Annotated in this window: 24 protein-coding genes; 15 read left to right on the top strand and 9 right to left on the bottom strand. The window is 58.3% G+C overall.

Going from position 1 to position 22939, the window contains the following annotated elements; genetic code table 11:
* The 6 genes from VGK48_10855 to VGK48_10830 form a co-directional block, all read left to right on the top strand.
* A partial coding sequence (locus tag VGK48_10855; GenBank protein HEY2381665.1) for an alpha/beta hydrolase-fold protein occupies window positions 1-741 on the top strand: 741 nt, incomplete at its 5' end.
* 4 nt (window positions 742-745) lie between these two features.
* On the top strand, window positions 746-1327 hold the full coding sequence (locus VGK48_10850) for a TIGR00730 family Rossman fold protein (protein ID HEY2381664.1): 582 nt from the start codon (window positions 746-748) through the stop codon (window positions 1325-1327).
* Window positions 1317-1709, top strand: a complete 393-nt coding sequence (locus VGK48_10845; protein HEY2381663.1) for an ACT domain-containing protein — start codon at window positions 1317-1319, stop codon at window positions 1707-1709. Before VGK48_10850 ends, VGK48_10845 begins: the two co-directional genes overlap by 11 nt.
* Window positions 1693-2448, top strand: coding sequence for a class I SAM-dependent methyltransferase (locus VGK48_10840; protein ID HEY2381662.1), 756 nt, complete (start codon window positions 1693-1695; stop codon window positions 2446-2448). Before VGK48_10845 ends, VGK48_10840 begins: the two co-directional genes overlap by 17 nt.
* A gap of 12 nt (window positions 2449-2460) precedes the next feature.
* Window positions 2461-3780, top strand: coding sequence for a hypothetical protein (locus tag VGK48_10835; GenBank protein ID HEY2381661.1), 1320 nt, complete (start codon window positions 2461-2463; stop codon window positions 3778-3780).
* Window positions 3743-4600, top strand: coding sequence for a 5'-3' exonuclease H3TH domain-containing protein (locus VGK48_10830; GenBank protein HEY2381660.1), 858 nt, complete (start codon window positions 3743-3745; stop codon window positions 4598-4600). Before VGK48_10835 ends, VGK48_10830 begins: the two co-directional genes overlap by 38 nt.
* Here VGK48_10830 and VGK48_10825 read toward each other — a convergent pair.
* The 6 genes from VGK48_10825 to VGK48_10800 all read right to left on the bottom strand — a co-directional run bounded on the left by VGK48_10825 (window position 4572) and on the right by VGK48_10800 (window position 10036).
* Complete coding sequence (locus tag VGK48_10825; GenBank protein HEY2381659.1) at window positions 4572-5561, bottom strand: hypothetical protein; 990 nt, start codon at window positions 5559-5561, stop codon at window positions 4572-4574. The genes VGK48_10830 and VGK48_10825 overlap by 29 nt on opposite strands.
* Complete coding sequence (locus VGK48_10820; GenBank protein HEY2381658.1) at window positions 5558-6046, bottom strand: hypothetical protein; 489 nt, start codon at window positions 6044-6046, stop codon at window positions 5558-5560. Before VGK48_10820 ends, VGK48_10825 begins: the two co-directional genes overlap by 4 nt.
* A 5-nt stretch (window positions 6047-6051) precedes the next feature.
* Entirely contained in the window at window positions 6052-7728 is a 1677-nt protein-coding gene (locus VGK48_10815; protein HEY2381657.1) for a glutamine--tRNA ligase/YqeY domain fusion protein, read from the bottom strand.
* 82 nt (window positions 7729-7810) lie between these two features.
* Window positions 7811-8581, bottom strand: coding sequence for a uroporphyrinogen-III C-methyltransferase (cobA, locus tag VGK48_10810; GenBank protein HEY2381656.1), 771 nt, complete (start codon window positions 8579-8581; stop codon window positions 7811-7813).
* A complete protein-coding gene (locus VGK48_10805; GenBank protein HEY2381655.1) occupies window positions 8578-9204 on the bottom strand; it encodes a bifunctional precorrin-2 dehydrogenase/sirohydrochlorin ferrochelatase in 627 nt (208 codons plus the stop codon). The genes cobA and VGK48_10805 overlap by 4 nt, the downstream gene beginning before the upstream one ends.
* Window positions 9205-9217: 13 nt before the next feature.
* A complete protein-coding gene (locus tag VGK48_10800; GenBank protein ID HEY2381654.1) occupies window positions 9218-10036 on the bottom strand; it encodes a uroporphyrinogen-III synthase in 819 nt (272 codons plus the stop codon).
* A gap of 27 nt (window positions 10037-10063) precedes the next feature.
* Between VGK48_10800 and pheA the strand changes: the two genes are divergently transcribed.
* Window positions 10064-10918: a prephenate dehydratase gene (gene pheA / locus VGK48_10795; protein ID HEY2381653.1), complete on the top strand. Its 855-nt coding sequence runs from the start codon at window positions 10064-10066 to the stop codon at window positions 10916-10918.
* A gap of 224 nt (window positions 10919-11142) precedes the next feature.
* On the opposite strand, the gene VGK48_10790 is transcribed toward pheA, so the two are convergent.
* Complete coding sequence (locus VGK48_10790; GenBank protein HEY2381652.1) at window positions 11143-11673, bottom strand: hypothetical protein; 531 nt, start codon at window positions 11671-11673, stop codon at window positions 11143-11145.
* A complete protein-coding gene (locus VGK48_10785; GenBank protein ID HEY2381651.1) occupies window positions 11673-13964 on the bottom strand; it encodes a nitrite/sulfite reductase in 2292 nt (763 codons plus the stop codon). Before VGK48_10785 ends, VGK48_10790 begins: the two co-directional genes overlap by 1 nt.
* Before the next feature lie 99 nt (window positions 13965-14063).
* Here VGK48_10785 and modA point away from each other — a divergent pair, with 99 nt between their 5' ends.
* The 4 genes from modA to VGK48_10765 all read left to right on the top strand — a co-directional run bounded on the left by modA (window position 14064) and on the right by VGK48_10765 (window position 17328).
* A complete protein-coding gene (gene modA / locus VGK48_10780) occupies window positions 14064-14783 on the top strand; it encodes a molybdate ABC transporter substrate-binding protein (GenBank protein HEY2381650.1) in 720 nt (239 codons plus the stop codon).
* Between the two features lie 190 nt (window positions 14784-14973).
* Window positions 14974-15666, top strand: a complete 693-nt coding sequence (gene modB / locus VGK48_10775; GenBank protein HEY2381649.1) for a molybdate ABC transporter permease subunit — start codon at window positions 14974-14976, stop codon at window positions 15664-15666.
* On the top strand, window positions 15632-16678 hold the full coding sequence (locus tag VGK48_10770; GenBank protein ID HEY2381648.1) for an ABC transporter ATP-binding protein: 1047 nt from the start codon (window positions 15632-15634) through the stop codon (window positions 16676-16678). Before modB ends, VGK48_10770 begins: the two co-directional genes overlap by 35 nt.
* Window positions 16678-17328, top strand: coding sequence for an RluA family pseudouridine synthase (locus VGK48_10765; protein ID HEY2381647.1), 651 nt, complete (start codon window positions 16678-16680; stop codon window positions 17326-17328). The genes VGK48_10770 and VGK48_10765 overlap by 1 nt, the downstream gene beginning before the upstream one ends.
* A gap of 62 nt (window positions 17329-17390) precedes the next feature.
* On the opposite strand, the gene VGK48_10760 is transcribed toward VGK48_10765, so the two are convergent.
* The gene (locus VGK48_10760; GenBank protein HEY2381646.1) at window positions 17391-19460 is read right to left on the bottom strand and encodes a S46 family peptidase; all 2070 of its coding nucleotides are present in this window, start codon (window positions 19458-19460) and stop codon (window positions 17391-17393) included.
* Between the two features lie 98 nt (window positions 19461-19558).
* Here VGK48_10760 and VGK48_10755 point away from each other — a divergent pair, with 98 nt between their 5' ends.
* From VGK48_10755 to VGK48_10740, 4 genes are all read left to right on the top strand, one after another.
* On the top strand, window positions 19559-19897 hold the full coding sequence (locus VGK48_10755; GenBank protein ID HEY2381645.1) for a helix-turn-helix transcriptional regulator: 339 nt from the start codon (window positions 19559-19561) through the stop codon (window positions 19895-19897).
* Window positions 19894-21270 (top strand): permease prefix domain 1-containing protein, encoded by a 1377-nt coding sequence (locus VGK48_10750; GenBank protein ID HEY2381644.1) that lies wholly within the window; start codon window positions 19894-19896, stop codon window positions 21268-21270. Before VGK48_10755 ends, VGK48_10750 begins: the two co-directional genes overlap by 4 nt.
* A gap of 748 nt (window positions 21271-22018) precedes the next feature.
* Window positions 22019-22660: a fibronectin type III domain-containing protein gene (locus VGK48_10745; protein ID HEY2381643.1), complete on the top strand. Its 642-nt coding sequence runs from the start codon at window positions 22019-22021 to the stop codon at window positions 22658-22660.
* A gap of 56 nt (window positions 22661-22716) precedes the next feature.
* On the top strand, window positions 22717-22939 hold a 223-nt coding region (locus VGK48_10740), incomplete at its 3' end, for a sigma factor (protein HEY2381642.1).

Genomic DNA, 22939 nt, shown 5'->3' with positions numbered 1-22939 from the left:
AACGGTCCTTATGGTGACGCGATCACACAGGAGCTGATTCCATACGTCGAGAAAACCTTCCATGCTATCGGACGGCCTTATGCTCGCGTTCTCGATGGCGAATCTACCGGTGGCTGGGTTTCGCTGGCCCTGAAGATCTTCTACCCGGACTACTTCAACGCGGTCTGGTCGTCTTGTCCGGACGGCGTGGATTTCCGGGGCTTTCAGATCATCAATATCTACCAGGACAAGAATGCTTACTCGGACGACAATGGACGCGACCGCCCCAGCAAACGCGACCTCAATGGCAATGTTGAATTCACGATCCGTCGTGAATGTCAGATGGAGAACGTCCTTGGCTCCGGCAACAGCTGGACGATGTCGGGCCAGCAGTGGGGCGCCTGGAATGCCACCTACGGGCCGCGCAGCCATGACGGGCGGCCCGTTCCGCTATGGGATCCGAAGACCGGAGTCATCGACCATTCGGTCGTCGATCATTGGAAAAAGTACGATCTCCGCATGATCCTCGAACAGAATTGGGCGGCACTCGGCCCGAAATTGCGCGGCAAGATTCATATTTCCGTAGGTGACGCCGACAGCTACTACCTGAACATCGCAGTTCACTTGCTCGATGATTTTTTCAAAAAGGCCAATCCTCCAGCTGACGCGCGAATCGCTTACGGTTCGGGCAAAGGGCACTGCTGGAACAGTCTCTCTGAACCGCAAATGATGCGCGAAATGGCCACGGCGGTACGTCCGTAAATTGATGAAGCGTGTTTGCGTATTCTGCGGATCGAGTAGCGGCATTCAGCCGGTATACGCCGACGCTGCGCGCGCTTTGGGGGCGGTCCTTGCAAGCAGGGGCATTGGACTCGTCTACGGAGGCGGCAACGTCGGCCTGATGGGAGTTGTCGCCGACGCTGTAATGGAAAATCGCGGCACAGTCATCGGCGTTATTCCCGAGGCTCTGGTGAACCGCGAACTCGCCCATCGTGCCGTTACGGAGTTGATCGTGGTCCATTCGATGCACGAGCGGAAAGCCAGGATGGCGGAACTTTCCGACGGATTTATCGCTTTGCCGGGCGGCTACGGCACATTCGAGGAGTTTTGCGAGATCATCACCTGGGCGCAGCTCGGCATGCATCGCAAACCCTGCGCGATTCTGAACGTCGAGGGATACTATGATCCGCTTTTAGCATTATTCGATCGGGCGGTATCTGAAGGATTTGTCTATTCCTCCAACAGGCGGCTGGTCATTCAGGAAACGGATCCCCTTCGGCTGTTAGAGTTGATGACGAGGTATACGCCGCCGCAAACCGAAAAATGGATCGATCGCAATGACTCCTAGAGCATTACTCACTCTTTCCGTACTGCCGGATCGATATGCCGTATGCAGGCTCGACCCGAAAGCGGAAGTTCCGGATTGGGCCAACAAAGGGAATTTCCTCTCGATTACCCGAACTCCGGACGAACTATCCGTGGTCTGCCTGGAATCCAGCATCCCCTCCGGCGTACCGAATGAACCGGGTTGGCGGATACTTCGATGCGAAGGCCCATTGGACCTCGCGCTTCCGGGCATCATGGCTTCACTGGCGGAGCCGCTTGCCGATGCCGGTGTGCCGATCTTTCCAATCGCGACTCACCATACCGATTACATCCTGACCAAAGAACTTCACCTCGATAGGGCGATCCACGCGTTAAGTGGGTATGGGCATGCCGTCGGCTCCTGAACCGCCAAAGCTCTATGGCGAGCTCGCATCGTGGTTCCACCTCCTGTCATCACCACCGGACTATGCCGAGGAAGCGGACTTCGCCAGGAGTCTGCTGGTTGAGCCGGATTCAGTTCCGCCCATGACCCTGCTCGAACTGGGTTCCGGAGGCGGCAACAATGCGTCACATCTGAAGGCTCATTTCAAGATGACGCTGGTCGACATGTCGGAAGGGATGCTTGAACTCAGCCGCCGGCTGAATCCGGAGCTGGAACACCTTCACGGAGATATGACATCGTTGCGGTTAGGACGCGTTTTTGATGTCGTCTTTATTCATGACGCCATCATGTACATGACTACAGAAGGCGCCCTGCGCCGGGCCCTCGAAACCGCACGAGTTCACTGCAGGCCGGGCGGAACGGCCCTTTTCATGCCGGATGTGATTCGAGAAACCTTCGTTTCGCTGACAACCCACGGAGGGCACGACGGCGACCCGCAAGACGGCCGGAGCATTCGATACATCGAATGGACTTTCGATCCGGATCCCTCCGATACGACCTACACCGTCGATTTCGCGTACTTGTTGCGGGAGGGCCGCGAACCCGTCCGGGTTGTCCACGATACGCACGTTTTCGGCATCTTTCCACGAGACACCTGGCTTCGCGTGCTGGAAGAAACGGGCTTTGAAGGCCGTTCTGTGACGGATCCCTGGGGGAGAGAGGTATTTGTTGGCAGGGCTGTGAAGGCGCATTCGCGATAGAATAACCGTGAGATGCGGGTTTTCAAGGCCTTATCGTTGGCTGTCTTTCTGGCCGTGCTGGCGCCGGTGACGCACGTTGCGCTGCAGCACGAGAGCCAGATTGCGCCTCCAGCGGCTCCTGCGGCCGGGGATTCCCAGCAGTATGGCCGCCGCTTCTTCGTTCAACTCCGCGCCGTTTTCGGCCGTTTTCGCGATTCCGATCTCCAGCGCGTTTTTGCAGGCGCCCAGTCCATTCAATGCTCGGAGCTGATCAATGAACCGGGCGAATGGCGAACCGTTGCATTCTTCAACGAGAAAAGAGAATTGGGCGATTGGTACCGAAGCAACTTTGAAGAAGTGAAGAGCGATCTCTCCGTTTTTATTTTCAAAGGTATGTGCCGCGGCGACCACGGACCGGTCCAACTCACCACCAAATTCCCCGTGAGCGAAAGTGTGGAGGCTTACAGTCAAGGCCGGGTCGGCCTGGATAATGTCGAGGTCAATGTGAACGCTGCGGTGCGGGCGTCTTACGATCTGCAGAGCAAGGCCTACACCTTCGATCTGCCTTTCCTGTTTCTGGTCGGCCATCAGGACGATCAGGATATCTACAGCCTCGACCCTCCGCGTGTGGTCGGAAGAGACCGATACGCAACCGAAGTCACGGACCATTGGGATTGCAAGTCGGTAGCCGCCGAGAATGTCACCTATCAGTTCATCATCTGCAGGACCACGACCAGATCCCGCGTACGAAACTATCGTACGGAGAACGCCGCGGCGCCGTTTGGTGCGTCCGCTTACTTCATACTTTCGGACGGCAAGGAAGCGGGGTCGAGCGTGAAATTGAGTTTCGGCGACGGCAACGATTCGCAAGGTATAGTTGATAACTCCGTTCCCACGACGCTGCCTGAGGCTCCGCCGCCGGCTTCGTGGGAATCGCCGGACTCGGATGAGAGGCTCGTGAGCATTCTGCACGAAGAGTTTCGACTGCGACTGAATCCCCAAACGTGGAAGAGCCGGATTGGCGCCGCTCAGGTCCTGTCCAGCCGTCAGATATCGAGCCTCGACGCGGCGCAGCCCGCCGCCGGCGCCGACTACTGTGTCTGGCTTCCGGCAGACAGTTCCGCAGCGCAAGGTCTCCTGGCCGATGACGCCGCCGTGATTTATTCCATCTCTGCCCGTGACCCTGACGGGCAATCCGCCACTGCAATCAATTTCGACATGCTTACGCCGGGCGGCTCCCGGTTCGGCTCCCTCCAGTGTACGTTCCCGCGAGTCTCCTCAGCCGGAAGCGTCGATTTCGCCCGCTGGTCATCGATTGTCGGCAACAATCTCGCGCTCGAAGTCCGGCCATAGCTGCGTGGAAGTCTACCTGGTCGACGGTACGTACGAACTGTTCCGCCATTTCTTTGCCGTTCCCTCCGCGAAAGACGAAAAAGGGCAGGAAGTCGGCGCAGTTCGCGGAGTCGCGAATTCTATCCGAGGCATGCTCGATCGCGGGGTGACGCACATCGGGGTGGCGACGGATCACGTCATCGAATCGTTCCGCAACGATCTCTATCCCGGATATAAAACCGGCGAGGGCATCGCTCCGGAGCTGTATTCCCAGTTTCCAATTCTCGAAGAGGCGCTTCAGGCCATGGGCGTCGTCGTTTGGCCCATGGTCGAGTTCGAGGCTGATGACGCTCTCGCTGCAGCTGCAGTGAAAGCCGCCCGCGACGAGAGGGTCGATCGCGTTGTGATCTGTACTCCCGACAAGGATCTCAGCCAGTGCGTTTCAGGAACGCGTATCGTTCAGCTTGATCGAAGGACCAATACCACTCGCGATGAGGATGGCGTCGTCGCAAAGTTCGGCGTCAAGCCGCAATCGATTCCGGACTACCTCGCCCTCGTTGGCGATACCGCAGATGGTTTTCCGGGCATTCCCGGATGGGGCAAGAAGGCCGCCGCCGCGGTGCTTTCGAAGTATCCGCTTCTGGAAGACATTCCAAAAGATTGGAAGGACTGGACAGGCGCAATCCGCAATTCCCGCAACCTGGCGAATTCCCTGTTCTCGCTTTGGAGTGATGCGCTGTTGTACCGGACGCTGGCAACGTTACGCACGGACGTACCGGTGTTCGATTCCGTGGATGAGCTTCACTGGACGGCTACGACGGCCCGCGGTAGTACGAACTGAAGATCTCCTGATATTTTGCTTCGGTCATTGAGATCACCTTGAAGGCGGTTCCGATCCGATAGCTGGCTTCAACCACGAGTTCGTCCGTCCCATCCTGGTCAAGATCTACTGAAGCGGTGAAGTAAGCGACGTAAGAGGCTCCCTTCCCCTCCGGTTTGAAAATGTAGAGCGGCTGAATCTGCGATCCGTCTTCGATGAAGATACCCCAGGGGTGTGTGCCCATCGTCGTATCGGGATTGCTGTAGTTCAAGAGCCAGAGCTTGCTCAACCGGCCGCGAACCATGGCTTCGATAGATGTGCCGTAGAGGTATCGCATGACGCCGGATGTGCCGTCATCCAGCAGCTGTTTTGCGTTCCCATAGCCCGCGGGCATGTCCGCAGGATCTTCAGCCGGCAAAGAGTTTGCCCATTTCGTTTCGGACAGTTTTGTCCGCAATTGCAGCCGTCCCCTGGCGCGCCCGGCAAAACCGACCACGAGCGTTTCGGGCGACGGTTCCTTTCGAACACCGAAAAACGGGTCCCGTGGTGCTATCGCCGCTGAAACCAGGTGATATCCGCCCTCGGTCGTCGTCATTCGGGTGCCCATAAACACGCCGATCAGCTGAAAGCTTTTACGGATTACCTTGTTCTGCAGATCGAGAACGGTCCACTCACGTGGGTTTAACAGCTGGGAATACGCAATTTCGAGTCTGGCGTACGGCAACAGACCCAGGCCCCAGCCCAAGAGCGGATCAGGAAGGATACGATCGGCGACGCCAACTGCGCCCCGGTAATCCTGATTGGGATTGAGTTCCGGCGTTTCCAGAACCGTCGCGTTGCCGAGGTCGAATCCGATTCTCCATTGCAATTCGCGGGGTTCCGGCGTGAATGGAACCCGTGTCGGCGAGGGAGGATCTTCAGTCTGCCCGATTCCCGCAGTTGCAAGCGCGATCAAACACAGGGCAGCAAAGAAGGCTCTCATGGAGTTCGCGCGCTGACAGTCAACGCGTATGCGCCGATGGTATTGCGCTGGCTCAGGATCTGAACGTAGTAGGTGCGATCCGACTGCGCCAGAAAGCTGCAATCGAGATTGGCTCCCGGCTTTTTCAGGTACTCTTTGCTCTTCTCGATAACCAGGTTCTTTGTCGAGTCGTAGACCCGCAGCGCGGGAATCAGCCTGGGCGATTCGTTCGCCATATGGAGATCCAGCTGAACACTGCTTTGGAGAGGAGGAATCCGGTAGAAATCGGTATCGCTGCCGTCGACCAGCTGGCCGTTTACCGGCTGACCCATTTCAATCATCCGGGCATTGGTGACGTCTCGCCGGGTCGTATCGAAGGTGAAGTTGGTGGCGTCCGGAGTGAAGGGAATCGTCCACATCACGCCGGCAATCAGCAGCAGCGACGCCCCAATCGAAGCCCAGATCCGAATGTCCCACGAGCGTACACGCTCGAACCATGACGCCATGAACTTTACTTTTTCAAAGACTTTTCGATCTTCGCCCAGGTGTCGCGCAGTGTTACCGTGCGGTTGAACACGATCTGCTCCGGAGCCGTGTCCGGGTCGACGCAGAAATATCCCTGTCGCTCGAACTGAAACCGGTCCAGAGTTTTCGCCGCCTTCAAACTCGGCTCGACCTTGCACGACTTCAGGATTTCGAGCGAAGTCGGATTGATCGGCGAATCGTTGCCGGGACGCTCTTCGTTAAAGAGACGGTCATACAGGCGGATTTCCGCAGAAAGTGCGTGCTCCGCAGAGACCCAGTGCAGCGTGGCCTTGGGTGACGGACGCCCCGGAGGAGCATCGCCGCCTCGGGTCGCAGGATCGTAAGTACAGCGAAGCTCGACGATATTTCCAGCTGAGTCTTTCACCGCTTCTTTACAGGTGATGAAGTATGCGTAGCGCAACCGAACTTCACGCCCGGGAGCGAGACGGAAGAATTGCTTCGGCGGATTTTCCCGGAAATCATCCTGCTCGATGTAGAGGACGCGGCTGAACGGCACTTTCCTGGTGCCGGCCGAAGGATCTTCAGGATTGTTGACGGCGTCGAGCTCTTCCGTCTGCCCTTCAGGGTAGTTTTCAATGACAACCTTTAATGGGCGTAAAACAGCCATAACACGCGCGGAGTGTTTGTTCAGGTCGTTCCGTATCGCGTGCTCGAGCTGGGCGACGTCCACGATCGCGTCGCGTTTGGCGACGCCGATCGCGTCGCAGAAATTGCGTATCGCTTCCGGAGTGTAGCCGCGCCGCCGCAGCCCGCTCAGGGTCGGCATTCGAGGATCGTCCCATCCGTTGACGGTTTTTTCGGTTACCAGCGTCAGCAGCTTTCGCTTGCTTAGCACCGTGTAGCTCAGGTTCAGGCGCGCGAACTCGATTTGAGCAGGCCGCACCGGAACCGGCAGATTCTCCAGGCACCAGTCGTACAAGGGACGATGATCTTCGAACTCCAGCGTACAGAGAGAGTGCGTAATTCCCTCGAGCGCATCCGAGATCGGATGCGCGTAGTCGTACATCGGATAAATCACCCACTTCGAACCCTGCCGGTAGTGCTGCACGTTCATGATCCGGAACAATACGGGATCCCGCATATTGATATTGCCGGACGCCATATCGATCTTTGCCCGCAGAACATGCTTCCCATCTTCGAATTCACCGCCGCGCATCCGTTCGAAAAGATCCAGGTTCTCGGCCACGGGGCGGTGGCGGTAAGGGCTTTCTTTGCCCGGCTCCGTCAAAGTGCCGCGATATTCGCGGATCTCATCGGCGGTGAGGCTGTCCACGTATGCCTTGTCGTCTTTGATCAGATGAATCGCATATTCGTAGAGCTTCTCGGCATAGTCCGACGCGTAGAACATCCGGCCGTCCCAGTCGAAGCCGAGCCACCGCACATCCCGCTGGATGGATTCTTCGTACTCGACGCTCTCTTTGCTGGGATTGGTGTCGTCGAATCGAAGATTACAAAGGCCGTTGTTGTCCGCTGCAACGCCGAAATTGAGGCAAATCGATTTGGCGTGGCCGATGTGAAGATAGCCGTTCGGCTCGGGCGGAAATCGCGTGTGGACGCGGCCGCCGTTCTTGCCGGCTTTCACGTCTTCGGCGACACGGGTCCGTATGAAATCTAAAGAGGGCGCTGATTCTAGATCGGGCATTTTCATAAGAGCAAAGAAGGGAATTTTATCATGAGGTCGGCTTTACCGCCCGTCATGATGGCCACAGCCGGTCCGCCGAGTGTCATTCCGCGCCGAGTTTGGTGGCGAACTCCATCCACTGGACCCGGTTGCGCAACGCCACCACCTCTCCAATCACAATAGTAGCGGGGCCGGACAGGTTTCCGGTCTGGTCCGGGATTCCGGCGAGAGTTCCAACGCGGCAATCCTGAATCAGGTAGCTGCCTTTGGAGATCACAGCAATCGGCAATTTCGGAGGGCAACCGGCGGCGAGCAGGCTTTCGGCAATGGCTGAAACCCGTGCCAGACCCATGAGCACAATTACTGTTCCTCCGGCGCGTGCGAGCGCTGCGGCCGCGCCCCATTCGGGAGAATGCAGATCATGAGAGCGGCTCCCCGCGATCACCATGAACGAATGTGCATGATCGCGATCCGTTACCGGGATTCCGGCATAAGCCGGCACAGCAATCGCGCTGGAAACACCCGGCACGACCTCGAACGGTACATTTGCTTCCGACAACGCCCGCGCCTCTTCGCCGCCGCGGCCAAAGACGAAAGGATCGCCTCCCTTCAAACGGCAAACGGTTTTGCCCTGCCGCGACTTCTCGATCATCACCCGGTGAATGTAATCCTGTTGAAGGTCTTCTTCGCCCCATTCCTTACCGACATTGATGATTTCGGCATCGGGCCTGGCTTCTTCGAGCAAATGCAGGTCGATCAGCCGGTCGTGCAGCACAACGTCGGCTTCGCGCAGGCACATGAGCCCGCGCACCGTAATGAGATCCGGATTTCCCGGCCCGGCGCCGACAATATAGACCATCCCCGGATGGGTCATGACTCAATGATCTCGCGCAGCCGCCGCTCGGCGCCTTCAATATCGTTCTCTTTCAGATACGTCATGATATCCGAATCGAGAATCCGGTACTGGAGCGCCTTGCGTTCCTTCTCGCCCGGGATCTGGCGCCGGATCTGGGGCCGCGCTTCGGAGAGCAGCTGCGCCAGCCGCCCGTATTCGGGACCGATGAGCCGTGCGATCTTCTGCCGCAATCGGGCGGCCAGCCCGGGGCTGGTACCGGAAGTCGAAATCGCAATGGCAATATCCCCGCGGCGGACGACAGCAGGCATGATGAAATCGCAGAGCGCCGGCTGATCCGCGGTGTTGACCAGCGCACCGGTTGTGCGAGCCTGTTCAAAGACCTCACGGCTGACGGCGCCGTCGTCCGTTGCGCACAAAACCAGTGTTGCGCCCGCGCAATCACCAGCCCGAAACGGCCTTTGGTGAAGCTCGATACGCTTTTCACCGGCCAGCGTTAGTATCCGGGACGTAACCTCCGGGCTCACCACGTTGATGCTTGCACCAGCGTCCAGCAGCGGCTCGATCTTCCGTTCCGCGACCTCCCCGCCGCCGATCACGACGACGCGCTTGCCGGTGAGGTTCAGATAAATAGGGTAAAACATGATGTTTTCCCGGCTACGCCTTCGCTTCAAAATGTTCGCGGACGGCCTGCACCAGGGCCGCCATCTTCGACTGCTCCGGCACGATTTGCGGAGTGATCTTCCGGGCTTCGAGCGCCCGCGTGGTGACTTCTCCGATCGAAGCGACGGCCACACGGGATTGCAACGCTGCTGCCAGCGTCGCTTCTGTGCCCATCTTCGCGGCAAAGTCGAACAGCATTGCCGCCTGCGGCCCGCTGGTGAACGCGATCACATCGATCTGGCCGTCGATGATCCGGCCAATGAATTCATTAACGGCTGCGGAATCCGCCGCCGCGCCATAGGCGTAAACCTGAACCGGAGTCACCGTCGCGCCCTTTGCTTCCAGCGCGCCAACCAGCTGCGGATTCGGTGTTCCGTACAATTGGACGCCGATCCGCCGTCCGCGCAGATTCTGTGTCTGCAGCGCTTCGATCACACCCTCCGTCGTGGGATTCTGCGGCGTTACATCGGCGCGCAGACCAAACTGCCGCAGCGCCGCGACAGGCTTCGGTCCCCGGACAACAATCGTAACTTTGCCGAGTGCGCTGAGAAAGTCGTCTTTCGCACCCATGGATTCGGCTTCGCCGATCAGGAATCTCGCGCCAACGCCCGTCAGGAAGATCATCATGTCGAGGCTGCCGCCAAGAACGTGCCGGATGAACGTCTGCAGCTCCTCGCGATTTTCGACGGGCTTTTCTTCAAGCAGCGCGCAGGCGTAGACTTTGGCACCCAGTTTCTCGAATAACGCCGAGAACTCCCTGGTAAAGCGATGCTCCAGAATAGCGACGTTGATATTTTCGAGCGGTCCTGCCATGGCGAAATTGTATATTAACCTATAGCAATGACGACCGGACCGCTCCCTTACGACGCCGCATATCAGGGTACCCGCGGCTCGAACAGTGAAGATGCGTGTATCGACCTGCTTTCGGCCTCGGCGAAACTCCTGCCCAGAACCACGCTTGAAGACGTTTTCAAGGCTGTGACGCGGGGCGAAGCGCGGTATGGAGTCGTGCCGATCGAGAATACGCTGGCCGGAACCATCCATGCCTGTTACGACCTGCTTTTCGAGCATGATCTGAAGATAGTTGGCGAGACGGTGCGGCATATCCTTTTTCAACTCATCGCTCCGCCCGGAGTCGGCCTCGAGGATCTGCGGAGGGCTCTGTCTCATCCGAAGGCCCTCGAACAATGCGAGAAATTCTTCCGGCAACACCCGCAGATCCAGCCTGTTCCCGAGTACGATACGGCCGGCGCTGTGGAGATCGTTATCAAACAGGCCCGGCCGGATGCGGCGGCCATTGCCACGCGCCGGGCGGCGGACGTCTATGGCGGTGTGATTCTGGCGGAGGCAATCCAGGATCACCTGGAGAACTACACCCGATTCCTGCTGATTACTCCTTCCGAGTCCCAGGCTCCGCCGGTGACATCCGGCAACGATTACAAAACCACCATCGTTTTCGGTGTCGGTAATGCGCCGGGAGCGCTGTACCACTCGCTGCGGCCGTTCGCCGAGAGGCGGATTGACCTCACGAAGATCGAAAGCCGGCCTTTGCGCGGCTCGCCGTTCGAGTATGTGTTTTACCTCGACTTGATTGGCCGACCGGATTCGACCGCGATCGTCGACGCGCTGGGAGAATTGAGGTCGCAGGCGAAAACAGTGCGGGTGCTGGGGACCTACCCGAGATACAAAGGCTGACAATTCGTCGTAAGCGACCCCCTGCCGCCGCTTCGCGGCGTCTGTCCCCCTTATCAGGGGGACAGTTACTGTCCCCCCTGATGCAGGTCCCCGGCCGATTTGAAGGCAAGTAAAAAATCGGAGAATATCAGGGGACACTAAGCTGTCCCCCTGATACAGGGGGACAGACGTGCCGAAGGCACGGCAGGGGGTCGCTCACACACCATGTTAAAATGGCGGTTACGTTACACCCGCTGAACTGTTATCGCCAGCCGCTCTTTGGGATCACTGTTCGCGCGGCTGAGGTTGAATGCCGCTCCCGGAAATACCTGTTGCAGCGCCGCCGCGACCGCCGGTTTCAGCTCCGCAAGTGTGGCCTCATCGTTCGGCGCTTCCAGCCGGTCATTCGCGATGACCAGCCCCTCATCCATTTTGATCGCGACCTTTGCGTCTTTCTCCAGCAGCGCGCAGGCCTGGACTGCTGATTTCACAATGGCTGCAATGTGCTCGGTGGCCGGCAACGCTGTCGGCGTCTTCCGGTAATAAAACAGTCCGGGCCGGCCATCGGACATATCCAGGCTGAAATTGCCTTCATGCGCGACCAGCAGAATGCCTGGCCCGTTCTGAATATGGCTGTAGTCATGGACGTCGATGAGAACATGACCAGGAATAACCTGCCTCTGAATCCAGCCGTGAAAGACCGGTATCAGATCTTCGAGATGAATCGATGCGGGATCAGAGGCGAAAAACTTGACCCCCAGGCGGTGTAATTCCATTAAAGCTTTCCAGCCGCCTTCCCTGAGTGCACAGGAGCGACAACCATACCTCTCGCGCCTCGCTCCGCCAGTGAGTCATGACACGCGTAGGTTGCCTCGATGAAAAGTTGCGCTTCTTCGATGATGCGGTGCGCCTGATCGATCGTGTGCTCCTGCGGCGGCGAGTCGTGCCGCCGGAACAGGTATTCGGCAAATTTGTTTCCGGCATACCGGTCTCCCAGCAGGCCGGTATCGAAGAAACGGCTGCGGAATTCGGCGACGATGACATCGGCATTGTCCCCGACATCGATGAATTGCGTTTTGACTAAAGCCATCGCAGCCTGCGTCATTGCGCGATAGGCCAGGGAATCGGCCTGTGTGTAATTTTCGTGTTCCAGCTGAAGCTGGGCATCGAACACCAGCCGCTCGGCATCGGCAAGATCGAACTGACTTACCGAGATGACCTCGCCGGCGCACTCGCCTACCCCCATGTCGCCGATCGTAAACTCGCGCGGATCGCCCCAATCGGAATAGATCGAGCGGTCTTTTTCGTACGCCGGCACTTCCATGAACGGCTCGATCATCGCGCGGCATTCCTGCTTTCCGATGCGCTTGATGAAAGCCTGGAAAGTTTCGGTTCCCTTGCGTTCGCGAACGTACCGGGCGGTGATGCTGTCGATGACGTCCGGCACCCGCTTGGAAGGAACCGTTCCGATCGCAAGGCCGTACGCTCCCGCGTTGTCCTGCCATTTTCCGCCGAGCACCACCTGGAAGTGCGGAATCTTGCGATTCGCGATCGTCCGGCTGGTTCCATAGAATCCGAGGTCCGCGATGTGATGCTGCCCGCACGAATTGAAGCAGCCGCTGATCTTGATATGAAGATTGCGGACCGACTCGTCCAGCGCAAACAGCCGCTCCGACAGCCGGGAGCGGATTTCTCCGGCCAGCCCGCGCGACGAAGCGATGCCGAGCTTGCAGGTATCCGTTCCAGGACACGCCACCACGTCGAGAATGGTGCCCGCTCCGGGTTCTCCCAATCCGGCGCGCCCGAGTTCGCGGTACAGGTCCGGCAGATCCGCTTCCGAAACCCATCTCAGGAGAATGTTCTGTTCGACCGTCGTCCGAAGATTGTCACCCGTAAACCGGCGAGCGAGGTTGGCGACCTGCCTCGCCTGCGCAGCCGTCAGATCGCCAAGCGGAAGCGTGATTGCGGCAGCCGCGTAACCTTCCTGGCGCTGGCGATAGACATTCGTCAGGTGCCACTTCTCGAATCCTTCAGGCCGCTGCTGGCCGTTCAGATGCGTCGGGCCATGTTTCGGAGATTCCTGGTATCGCGCGACATCCGGAATGTAGCTCGACCACCGCGAATCGGCGGGCAAGATCTTCCGTTCTTCATCGACCAGCCGGCGGAACTCGTCGAGTCCCAGCTTCGTGATCAGAAACTTCAAACGCGCGGCCGCCCGGTTCTTTTTCTCCCCCAGGCGCGCAAAGACACGGCCGATCGACTGTATCAGCGGGAGCAATTCGTCTTCGGCGACGAAGTCATTCATCAGCTTGGCCTGCTGCGGGACGGCGCCCAGGCCGCCCCCTACGTAAACTTCAAATCCACGTTTTTCGTTGCCGTTCTCGCTGCGAGTGGCGGCAATACAGCCCACATCGTGCAAGCTGGTCAGGCCGCAGGCTTCTTCCCGGCATCCCGAAAAGGCGATCTTGAATTTGCGTCCGAAGCCCTGCGCATCGGGATGGCCGAGCATGAATTTTGCGGCAGCCTTCGCGTAGGGCGTTACATCAAATGATTCACTCCGGCATACACCGGCAATCGGACAGGCGGTGACGTTGCGGACCGAATTGCCGCACGCTTCGCGAGTCGTAATTCCCACGGCAGCGAGACGCCGCATGATGTTTGGCGTGTCTTCAATGTGGACATAGTGCAGCTGAAAATCCTGCCGTGTCGTCACGTGAAGGATGCCGTCGGAGTATTCCTCAGCGAGCTCCGCCAGAGTATCCAACTGGTCCGGATTCAACCCGCCAAAAGGAATCTTGATGCGCTGCATGCCCGGCGCGTCCCAGAAGGTTTCCGGCCCTTTCGTCAGATCGCTTGGAAACTCGAGCTGCTGGGTACGGACTCCGTCATGGCGATGTCCATTGTCGTAACGCTGGCCGTAACAACCCCGCCGCAGCCGCGTTTCGGCAAAGACTTTTTCGTCCATTTTGCCGGCTTTGCGCAGCGCGATTTGTGTCTCGAAAACATCGACTTCTTCAGCAATCTGCGGGTCCATACGACCAGCGAGTTTTTCTTTCCAGGTGGGCATTCCAGGCAACCTCAATGACTCTATCGAGCCTAGAATTTTAACCCGAAAATCGGGACCTGTCCCTGGATTTCACGGTTCTGTGCTACAGTCTGGCCAAGTATGGGCCTCTCGATCCTTTCGATTCTTGCACTTGCAATCAATGTCGCGGCGGCCTCCGACTTGAGTTTTCCGATCAAAGAGATCGTTCAAGCGTACCAGCAGCAGACTGGAAACGAGGTCCGGCTGACGCTGGGATCCTCCGGAAACTTCTTTACCCAGATCCAGAACGGAGCCCCTTTTGACGTCTTCCTTTCCGCCGATATTGATTATCCGAAGCAGCTCGAAAAGGGCGGTCAGGCGGTGCCCGGCTCTACCTTTATATATGGGATCGGTTCGATCGTCCTCTGGGTGCCGAAAAGTTCGCCTTTGAAGATCGAAACACTCGGGATGCAGGCATTGCTGGATCCGAAGGTCAAAAAGATCTCGATCGCGAATCCGGAACACGCTCCCTACGGCCGCGCCGCCGAGGCTGCGTTGAAGGCTGCGGCGGTGTATGACCGGGTCAAGAGCAAGCTCGTTTTCGGGGAAAACATTTCGCAGGCCGCGCAATTCGTTCAGTCCGGCGCCGCGGACGTTGGGATTATCGCTCACTCGCTTGCTTCCTCCGAGCCGATGGCGGGCGGCCGTCAATGGCAGGTTCCTCAGAATCTCTATCCGCGTCTCGAACAAGGCGCTGTGCTTTTGAAGCACGGTGGGGCCGAAGCGAAGGCCTTTGAGCTGTGGCTGCAGTCTCCAGCTTCTCGAAAGATCTTCGAGAAGTATGGCTTCAAAGTGGAATGATAACAAGACGGCTTTGCACGGAAAGTCGTCATGAGCGACCCCCTGCCGAGCGCTTCGCGCCCGGCTCTCCCCCTGTATCAGGGGGAGAGTTTGCTGTTCCCCTTAGAAAGGGGGACAGCCGTGCCGAAGGCACGGCAGGGGGTCGCTCACAAGCCGCGTTGACGTTGAGTTTTTTCTTCTTGTTTTAACTATGAACTGGCAAGCCTTCGCCACAACCCTGGAACTGGCCTCGCTTACTGCTTTAATCCTCGCGATCATCGGATTGCCGATCAGTTACTGGATAGCATTCTCGAAATGGCGATGGAAATTCATCGTTGAAGCGGTGGTCGCACTGCCGCTGGTTTTGCCGCCGACCGTGCTGGGATTTTACGTCCTGGTAGCGCTCGGGCCGCGCAGTCCCATCGGCCGCTGGTATGAGACGCTGGCCGGTCATGGTTTGCCGTTTACATTTCAGGGACTGGTTGTGGCGTCGGTCCTCTACAGTCTTCCTTTTGCTGTGCAGCCGACCGCGGCCGCCTTCGGTTCCGTCGACCGGAAGTACATCGAGGCCTCATGGATGCTTGGAGCGTCCAACAGGGAGACGTTTTTTCGAGTCATCATTCCGCAGTCGTGGGCCGGCCTGATGACCGGCATCATCCTGAGTTTTGCGCACACGCTCGGCGAGTTTGGAGTGGTGTTGATGGTTGGCGGGAACATCCCCGGAGTTACCCGTACGCTCTCGATGGATATCTACGACCAGGTGCAGGCATTGAACTACTCGTCGGCTGCGGTCACATCTGTCGTGTTGCTTTTCTTCTCCTTCGTCATTCTTTCCGTTGTCTACGGGCTCAATCGAAAGGTGTGGTTCTTTGCTTCTGATCGCCGACATCGTCAGGCAGTTTGAACGTGGGCCGCGCATCGAAGCGTCGCTGCGGATTGCAGACAGTGCCTCGATCACGATTTTATTCGGACCGTCCGGCGCCGGAAAAACCACCGTTCTCCGATGCATCGCGGGCCTCGAGCGCATCGATTCCGGGCGGGTCGAATTTGACGGTACCGACTGGACGCATGTTCCACCGCAGAAGCGGCCCGTCGGCTACCTGTTTCAGGATTACGCGCTGTTTCCGCACCTTCGCGTCCGGGAAAATATCGGTTATTCCCTCAAGCGTTCTCCGGCAGCGATCGAGCAGATCGCCGCGACATTACAGGTCGACGGACTGCTCGATCGCTGGCCGGACGAACTATCCGGCGGACAGCAGCAGCGCGTCGCCCTGGCTCGGGCGCTCGCCCGAAAGCCGCGATTGCTGCTTCTGGACGAGCCTTTGTCCGCCCTGGATGCTGCAACACGCGAGCACGTGAGGTCCGAGCTTTTGCAGACGCTGAGGAAATTAGGAATCCCGGCCATCGTGGTGACGCACGACTGGGTGGACGCCCTGACACTCGGCGATCGCATGGTTGTGATGAGCGGTGGACGCGTCCTGCAAACCGGATCTCCGCAGGATGTCCTGACACGGCCGCAGCATACCGAGGTGGCCGCCGCGGCCGGCGTCGACACGGTTGTTCCTGGGCGCATCCAACGCCGGGATGGAGGAATCGCGATGCTGCAGGTCGGATCGGCCGTTCTCGCATCGGCGGATACTCCCGTCGATGCTTCCGACTTCTACGTCTGCATCCGTGGCGAAGACGTGACTTTGGAGAAAGGACGGGCGGAGCAAAGCAGCGCGCGAAATCACCTGCAGGGCCACGTCTGCGATGTTGTGCCTGCAGGCGTTCTGACAAAGGTTGTTATGGACGTCGGCTTCGAGCTCGTCGCGCTGGTGACGCGCCAGGCCATCGCCGACCTCGGAATTGTGACGGGTTCCGAAGTGTTTGCGGTTTTCAAAGCGTCGGCCGTTCACCTGATTCCGAAGGCATAATGACGGACCTGAAAATCGTGTTCGAGGATGACAGCCTGATTGTCGTCGACAAGCCGGAAGGGCTGCTGACGATGGCGACAGACACCGAGCGGTCTAAGACGGCATACGCAATATTGCGGCACTATCTGAATTCCAAAAAACCGCCGGATCAACTCTTCATCGTTCACCGGCTCGACCGCGAGGCTTCGGGTCTGCTGGTTTTCGCCAAGAGTCCCAATGCGAAAGAACATCTCCAGGATCAATTTAAGGCGCACACCGCCGGCCGGCGTTATGTCGCCGTGGTGGAAGGCCGGGTAAAGGCGGATGATTTCACCATTCGTTCGTATTTAACGGAGAACGCAGCCTACCGGGTTTATTCGACTAAAAACACCAGGATGGGAAAGCTCGCTGTGACGCACGTGCATGTACTCAAGCGAAATGCGAAGAACACCGTCGTCGAAGTGAGGCTTGAAACCGGAAGGAAACATCAGATTCGCGTCCATCTGGCGGAGAACGGCTATCCCATTGTGGGTGATAAGAACTATGGTAGTCGGACAAATCCGATTCGGCGGCTGGCGCTGCATGGCGCCCATCTGGATTTCCGACATCCCGTGACAGGGAGGCTTATGCAGTTCGATTCGGTACAACCCCAATCGTTTCGTATTTTTTAGCCGCAGATGGCGCGGATGCCGCAGATGCGGCCCTTATCTGCGGCATCCGCGCCATCTGCGGCTTATTTCCCCTCCAGCTCATTCGCCACGCTGGCGGCGTCATACACCTTCCTCAGCGCTTCGATAATCGCTGCACTGTGCACGGCAACCGCACGATTCGACTCTTCGATGTAAACGAAGTTGCCGGTAAGGCTCTCGATGTTGCCGTCAAAGATAATGCCGACAAACTCGCCGTTCTTATTAATCACCGGCGACCCTGAGTTGCCGCCGATAATATCCGCGGCCGCCACGAAATCCAGCGGAGTCGCCATATCGATCCGGTCCTTGCGCTCGGCAAACCGGGGCATCAGATTGAATGGCGGCTTATTGTCGAAGCTCGCAGAACGGTCGTAGAGTCCATAGAACGTCGTCTTCGAAGGCGCTTTCGTCCCATTCATCGGATAACCCTGCACAGTTCCATACGCCAGGCGAAGAGTAAACGTCGCATCGGGATAAACCGACTTCCCGTAAATTGCGAAGCGGGCCTTCGCAATCTTCTCGCTTGCCGGCGTGATGACGGATTCCACGGTGTCTTCGTATAGCTTTCGAGTCTCCCTGAAAAAGGGATCCGCCTTCACCGCGAGTATGACGAGCGGATCGGTCGAAGCGCTGACCGCCGCCTCACCGCCCTCGACCAGCATCTTGCGGAATGCGGGGTCTGCCATTTTTGTTCCTTTGATCACATCCGACGCGACTTGCGCCGGTGTGCGGCCGTTGAGTATCGCCTTCACCCAGGGATCGTTCGGCCCCAGCTGATCGAGCGAATCCTGCAGGGAAAACGTCAACAGCGCCTGTTCAAATTCCGGATAAATCGGCGCCGGCGAGAGCAGGTAGAACTTCAGTGATTCCAATTGCGAGTCATGATATCCGGTCAGGCGCTGGCCGTCGGGCTTCTTGATTTCGGCGGCGTAAACGACAATCTGCCGTGCCATCGAGGCGAGGTTCGATGCCGTGCTGATCGAACGGTATTGCTGTGGCTTCGAAAGCTCGACCTGCCTCTTTGTCGCCAGTGCGATTTTGTCCCAGGCATCGCCGTAATCGCGCCGCCACTCCGCGTTGGCCGAAACCTTGGCGCGAAGCTCGGATTCTTCTTTCCGTTTCTTATCGAGCAGCGCTTTATCCATCAATCCGTTGTACTCGCCGGTAAATGCCTTGACGGTGTTTTCGAGTCCGAATATTTCGTCGGCCGCCTGCCTCGTCTGCTCGGTGCCGCGGGCCGAGTAGGAGCGCAGGGCCACCAGTTCCCGCTTATAGCGCGACAGGCGCATGGGATAAACCGTATCGCGATCCGCTTCGAGTTGAGCCACGGTCAAGCCGCGCTCTGTCGATCCAGGATGACCCGACACAAACACCAGATCGCCGTCCGCCGCGCCGCGCGTGTTCCACTTGAGATAGTCCTTGCTTTGAACGGGCCGGCCGTTTTCATAAACGCGCAGGACCGCGAAGTCGATGTCGAAGCGGGGATAGGTGAAGTTGTCCGGATCGCCGCCGAAGAAAGCGGTCTGCTGCTCCGGAGCGAACACGAGCCGCACGTCCGTATACTTCTTATAACGGTAGAGCCAGTATTCGCCGCCTTGATACAGCGACACCACATCGGACCGCAGGCCTGTCTTATCGAGGCTGTCTTTCTGGATCTTCGCCTGCTCGGCTTTGCGGGCGTCGAGGCCCTGCTTTGCCGACATGCCGGGCTTGACGGTGCCTTGAATCCGGGCCGTCACGTTTTCCATTGAAATCAGGACGTTCAACTCGAGATCGGGACATTTCAGCTCGTCCGCCTGAGTCCGGGCATAAAAACCGTCCTTTACGTAGTCCTTCTGCGGCGTTGAGAGCTTCTGCAGCTGTCCGAAAGCGACGTGGTGATTGGTGATCACCATGCCGTTCGGGCTGACGAACGAGCCTGAACCGCCGTCGTTGAAGCGGACACTCGATAACCGGATGTGATCCAGCCACTCCTGCGTCGGCGTGAAATTGTATTTGTCCTTGAGCTGCTTCAGCGGCGGGTTGTCGAACGTCCACATCCCTTCGTCGGCGGAACCCGGTCCTGCCCCCGCCAAAGCCAGCACGATCAGTACAAGATAGAAGCGGTTTTTCATAGGAAAACTATGACTCGATACGGCGAAGGATGTCCAGCGGTACGATAAAAGGCTGAGGATTGACATGCATAGCACTACAATGTATAAAGATGCTACGTATGGAAACCAGCAAGGACCTGGTCGCCGCTTCAGCGACTCCTCTCGTGCTCGCCATTCTCGCCGAAGGTGACAGTTACGGTTACGCCATCATCAAACGCGTCGCCGAGCTGTCGGGAGGCCATCTGCAGTGGACCGACGGCATGCTCTATCCCGTCCTGCACCGGCTCGAACGCCAGGGGTATATCGCGTCGAAATGGCGCGCGGCCGACACCGGCCGCCGGCGCAAGTACTACCGCATCACCAGGGAGGGCCGAGCTCAGCTTGCGGTGCAGCGGAAACAGTGGGAGGTCGTCGACGATACGCTGCGGGGGATTTGGATGAAGGTGCGAACCGTATGACGACCGGCGCCGATCACCAGACGATCGAGGGGCAGATTGCGCAATGGCGGGCCTATCTGCGCCGCCGTCAGGCCATCAACGGCTCCGATGTGGAGGAGTTGGAGGGGCACCTGCGCGACCTGCTGACAGGACTCGTGAGTGCCGGCTTGTCGGAGGAGGAGGCTTTCCTGGTTGCCGTCAAGCGAATCGGGAGTCTTGACGCATTATCCCGCGAATTCGCACGAGAACACTCCGAACGATTGTGGAAGCAGTTGGTCCTTCCTTCCGATACAGCGGAGGGGATGGCCAGGAATTCCCGCGAGATACTCGTCGTTCTGAGCCTTGCCATCGCTGCAGCGGTGGCCATTAAAGTACCGGAGCTTTTCGGCCTTCGGCTTCGCGGTGGTGACGGGCCGTTCTACGCGAGAAACATCAGCCTGTTCGTGTTGCCACTGCTGACGGTTTACTTCGTTTGGAAGCGCGGATGGTCGAACGGCGTACGCAGCCTGTGGCTGGCCGTGCCGTTCGCGATCGCGGCGGTTTTTGCCAATGCGTTTCCATTCCGGCCAGGCGGCGACACGGAAGCGTTGACAGTCCTGCATCTTCCCATCAGTCTGTGGTTGGCCGTCGGCTTTGCGTATGCCGGAAGCCGCCGGTTTTCAAATGTCGGAAGGCGCATGGACTTTGTCCGGTTCTCCGGCGAACTGGCCATCTATTACGTCCTCATCGGACTCGGCGGCGGCGTGCTCACGGGCTTCACCCTGATGATGTTCAGGGCCATCGACGTCAATGCCGATTGGCTGGCGCAGGGCTGGTTGATTCCTTGCGGAGCAATGGGAGCCGTCATCGTCGGTTCGTGGCTTGTGGAAGCCAAGCAGAGTGTCGTTGAAAACATGGCGCCAGTGCTGACCCGATTGTTCACACCGCTGTTCACTGTCCTGCTGCTGGCGTTTCTGGCAACGATGGCGTGGACCGGCAGTCCCATCAATGTGAAACGAGAGGTACTCATCGGCTTTGATTTGTTACTGGTCCTGGTCGTCGGACTGGTGCTTTACGCAGTCTCGGCGCGGGATCCCCAGGCACCGCCGGACTTGTTCGATGGCCTGCAGTTCGTGCTGATCTGTAGCGCGCTTGCCGTCGATGCGCTGGCGCTTGCGGCGATCGCAGCCCGCATTTCCGAGTTCGGCTTCTCTCCCAACCGGGTGGCGGCTCTCGGCGAAAATCTCATTCTGCTGGTCAATCTTGCATGGTCGGCGCGGCTCTATCTGCGCTTCCTGCGTCACAACGGCCCGTTTGGCGCCCTCGAACGATGGCAGGTTGCATATCTGCCTGTGTACTCCGTATGGGCGGCGGCCGTGGTCGTTTTGTTTCCGCCCATATTCGGATACCGCTGATCATCCATCACCGATCGCGTATTCCACCGACTTCCAGTATTAGTAACTGAATTTCCGGTATCGCGGAAGCATTCCCATCTATTCGGGCGGGCGAGATGAGAAGAAGGGAGACGTTCCATGTTTTCGGGACGGTCTGCCGAAGAGTGGGAAGCGCTCCCATCTATTCGGGCAGGCGAGATGAAAAGATGGAAGGCGTTCCATGTTTTCGGGAAGGCGACCCGAAGAGTTGGAACGCGTTCCATCTATTCGGGCAGGCGAGACGAAAAGATGGAAGACGTTCCATGTTTTCGGGAAGGTGAGCCGAAGAGTTGGAGCGCGTTCCATCTATTCGGGCCGGCGAGACGAAGAGATGGGAGGCGTTCCATGTTTTCGGGAAGGCGACCCGAAGAGTTGGAAGCGCTCCCACCTATTCGGGCAGGCGAGATGAAGAGGTGGAAGACGTCCCATGTTTTCGGGAAGGTGAGCCGAAGAGCTGCAAGCTGTTCCATGCTTTCGGGCGCTGATTTCCACGAAATCTGGCGGTGCCTGAAAAAAGATTTGAGGCCAATGCAGGAAATCGGCAGTTTCCAGCGTTATATAAGTAGGGGGAGAAAAAAGACCGCCACCTTCTCCTTGCCGGAACTCCGGCCCCTGTTATTTCACGTGGCCCGCAAGGGGCAAGCGCGATAGCGCGCAGCCTCAAGCGATGTAAACCGTTAACCATTTAGCCCACCGGGTTGGGTCAAGCCCGGAGAAAGAGAGGTTCCCAATGGGAACAAAGTCTACTGAAATCAAAGCGTCCCTTGCCTTTAACGGGATGAAGCCGTCCGAACTGGTATTGCAGGCGAAGCAGGTGCATGATGCGATGCCGAACAATCCGGTTTATACCGGCGCTCCCGTCGATCCCGCCACGTTGGAGGGTGCGATCGACACCTACATTGCCTCTGCCGCGCAGGCTGCCGACAGTAAGAAAGCGGTAGCTGAACGGGAGAAGCAGCGTAAGGTCCTGGTCGGTCTCTTGAAGCAACTCGCGCATTTTGTCGAGGTTGCGTGTAAAGAAGACATGGCCGTGTTCATGACGAGCGGATTCAAACCCGCCACGTACAGCCGGACTGCGCCACAGCCGTTGCTTCCTGCGTCGATCTCCTCGGTCGATCAGGGCAACACCGGCCAGTTGCTGGTCAGCGTGAAATCGATGCCGAAAGCGCGTATGGTGGAAGTCCATTACGCGCCGGCCGGCACGGTCCAAACGCCGCCCACCCCATGGACGACGGTCACCATTCCCAACGCCCGGAAACCGGCGGTGCTCAATAATCTGACGCCCGGCACAACCTACACGATCCAGGTTCGTGCTTACGGCATGTTGGGTTATACCGACTGGTCCGATCCCGTCAACCGGATGGTCATCTAAATCCGGTAGCCGGGCGCCGGTTCTGTTTGGCCGGCGCCCGGCTGCGGGTGCACCATATGGCGACCATAACTGTGAAAGCGAAACCAACGACTGCGGAAGAGAAGCTCGAGGAACTCTTCCGCCAGAACTCGAAACTGATTTACAACGCAGCCTTCAGGATCACGGGTAACGCGGATGATGCCGAGGATGTGCTGCAGACCATCATTCTCCGGCTGATGGGCCGCGAGCTGAGCGATGAGCTGCTGGCGAAGCCGAAAGGCTATTGGTGGCAGGCCGCGG

Source organism: Terriglobia bacterium (genome assembly GCA_036496425.1).
Classification (GTDB): domain Bacteria; phylum Acidobacteriota; class Terriglobia; order 20CM-2-55-15; family 20CM-2-55-15; genus 20CM-2-55-15.
Note: the sequence above shows the minus strand (reverse complement) of the source record. Positions and strands in the feature narration are given on the sequence as shown.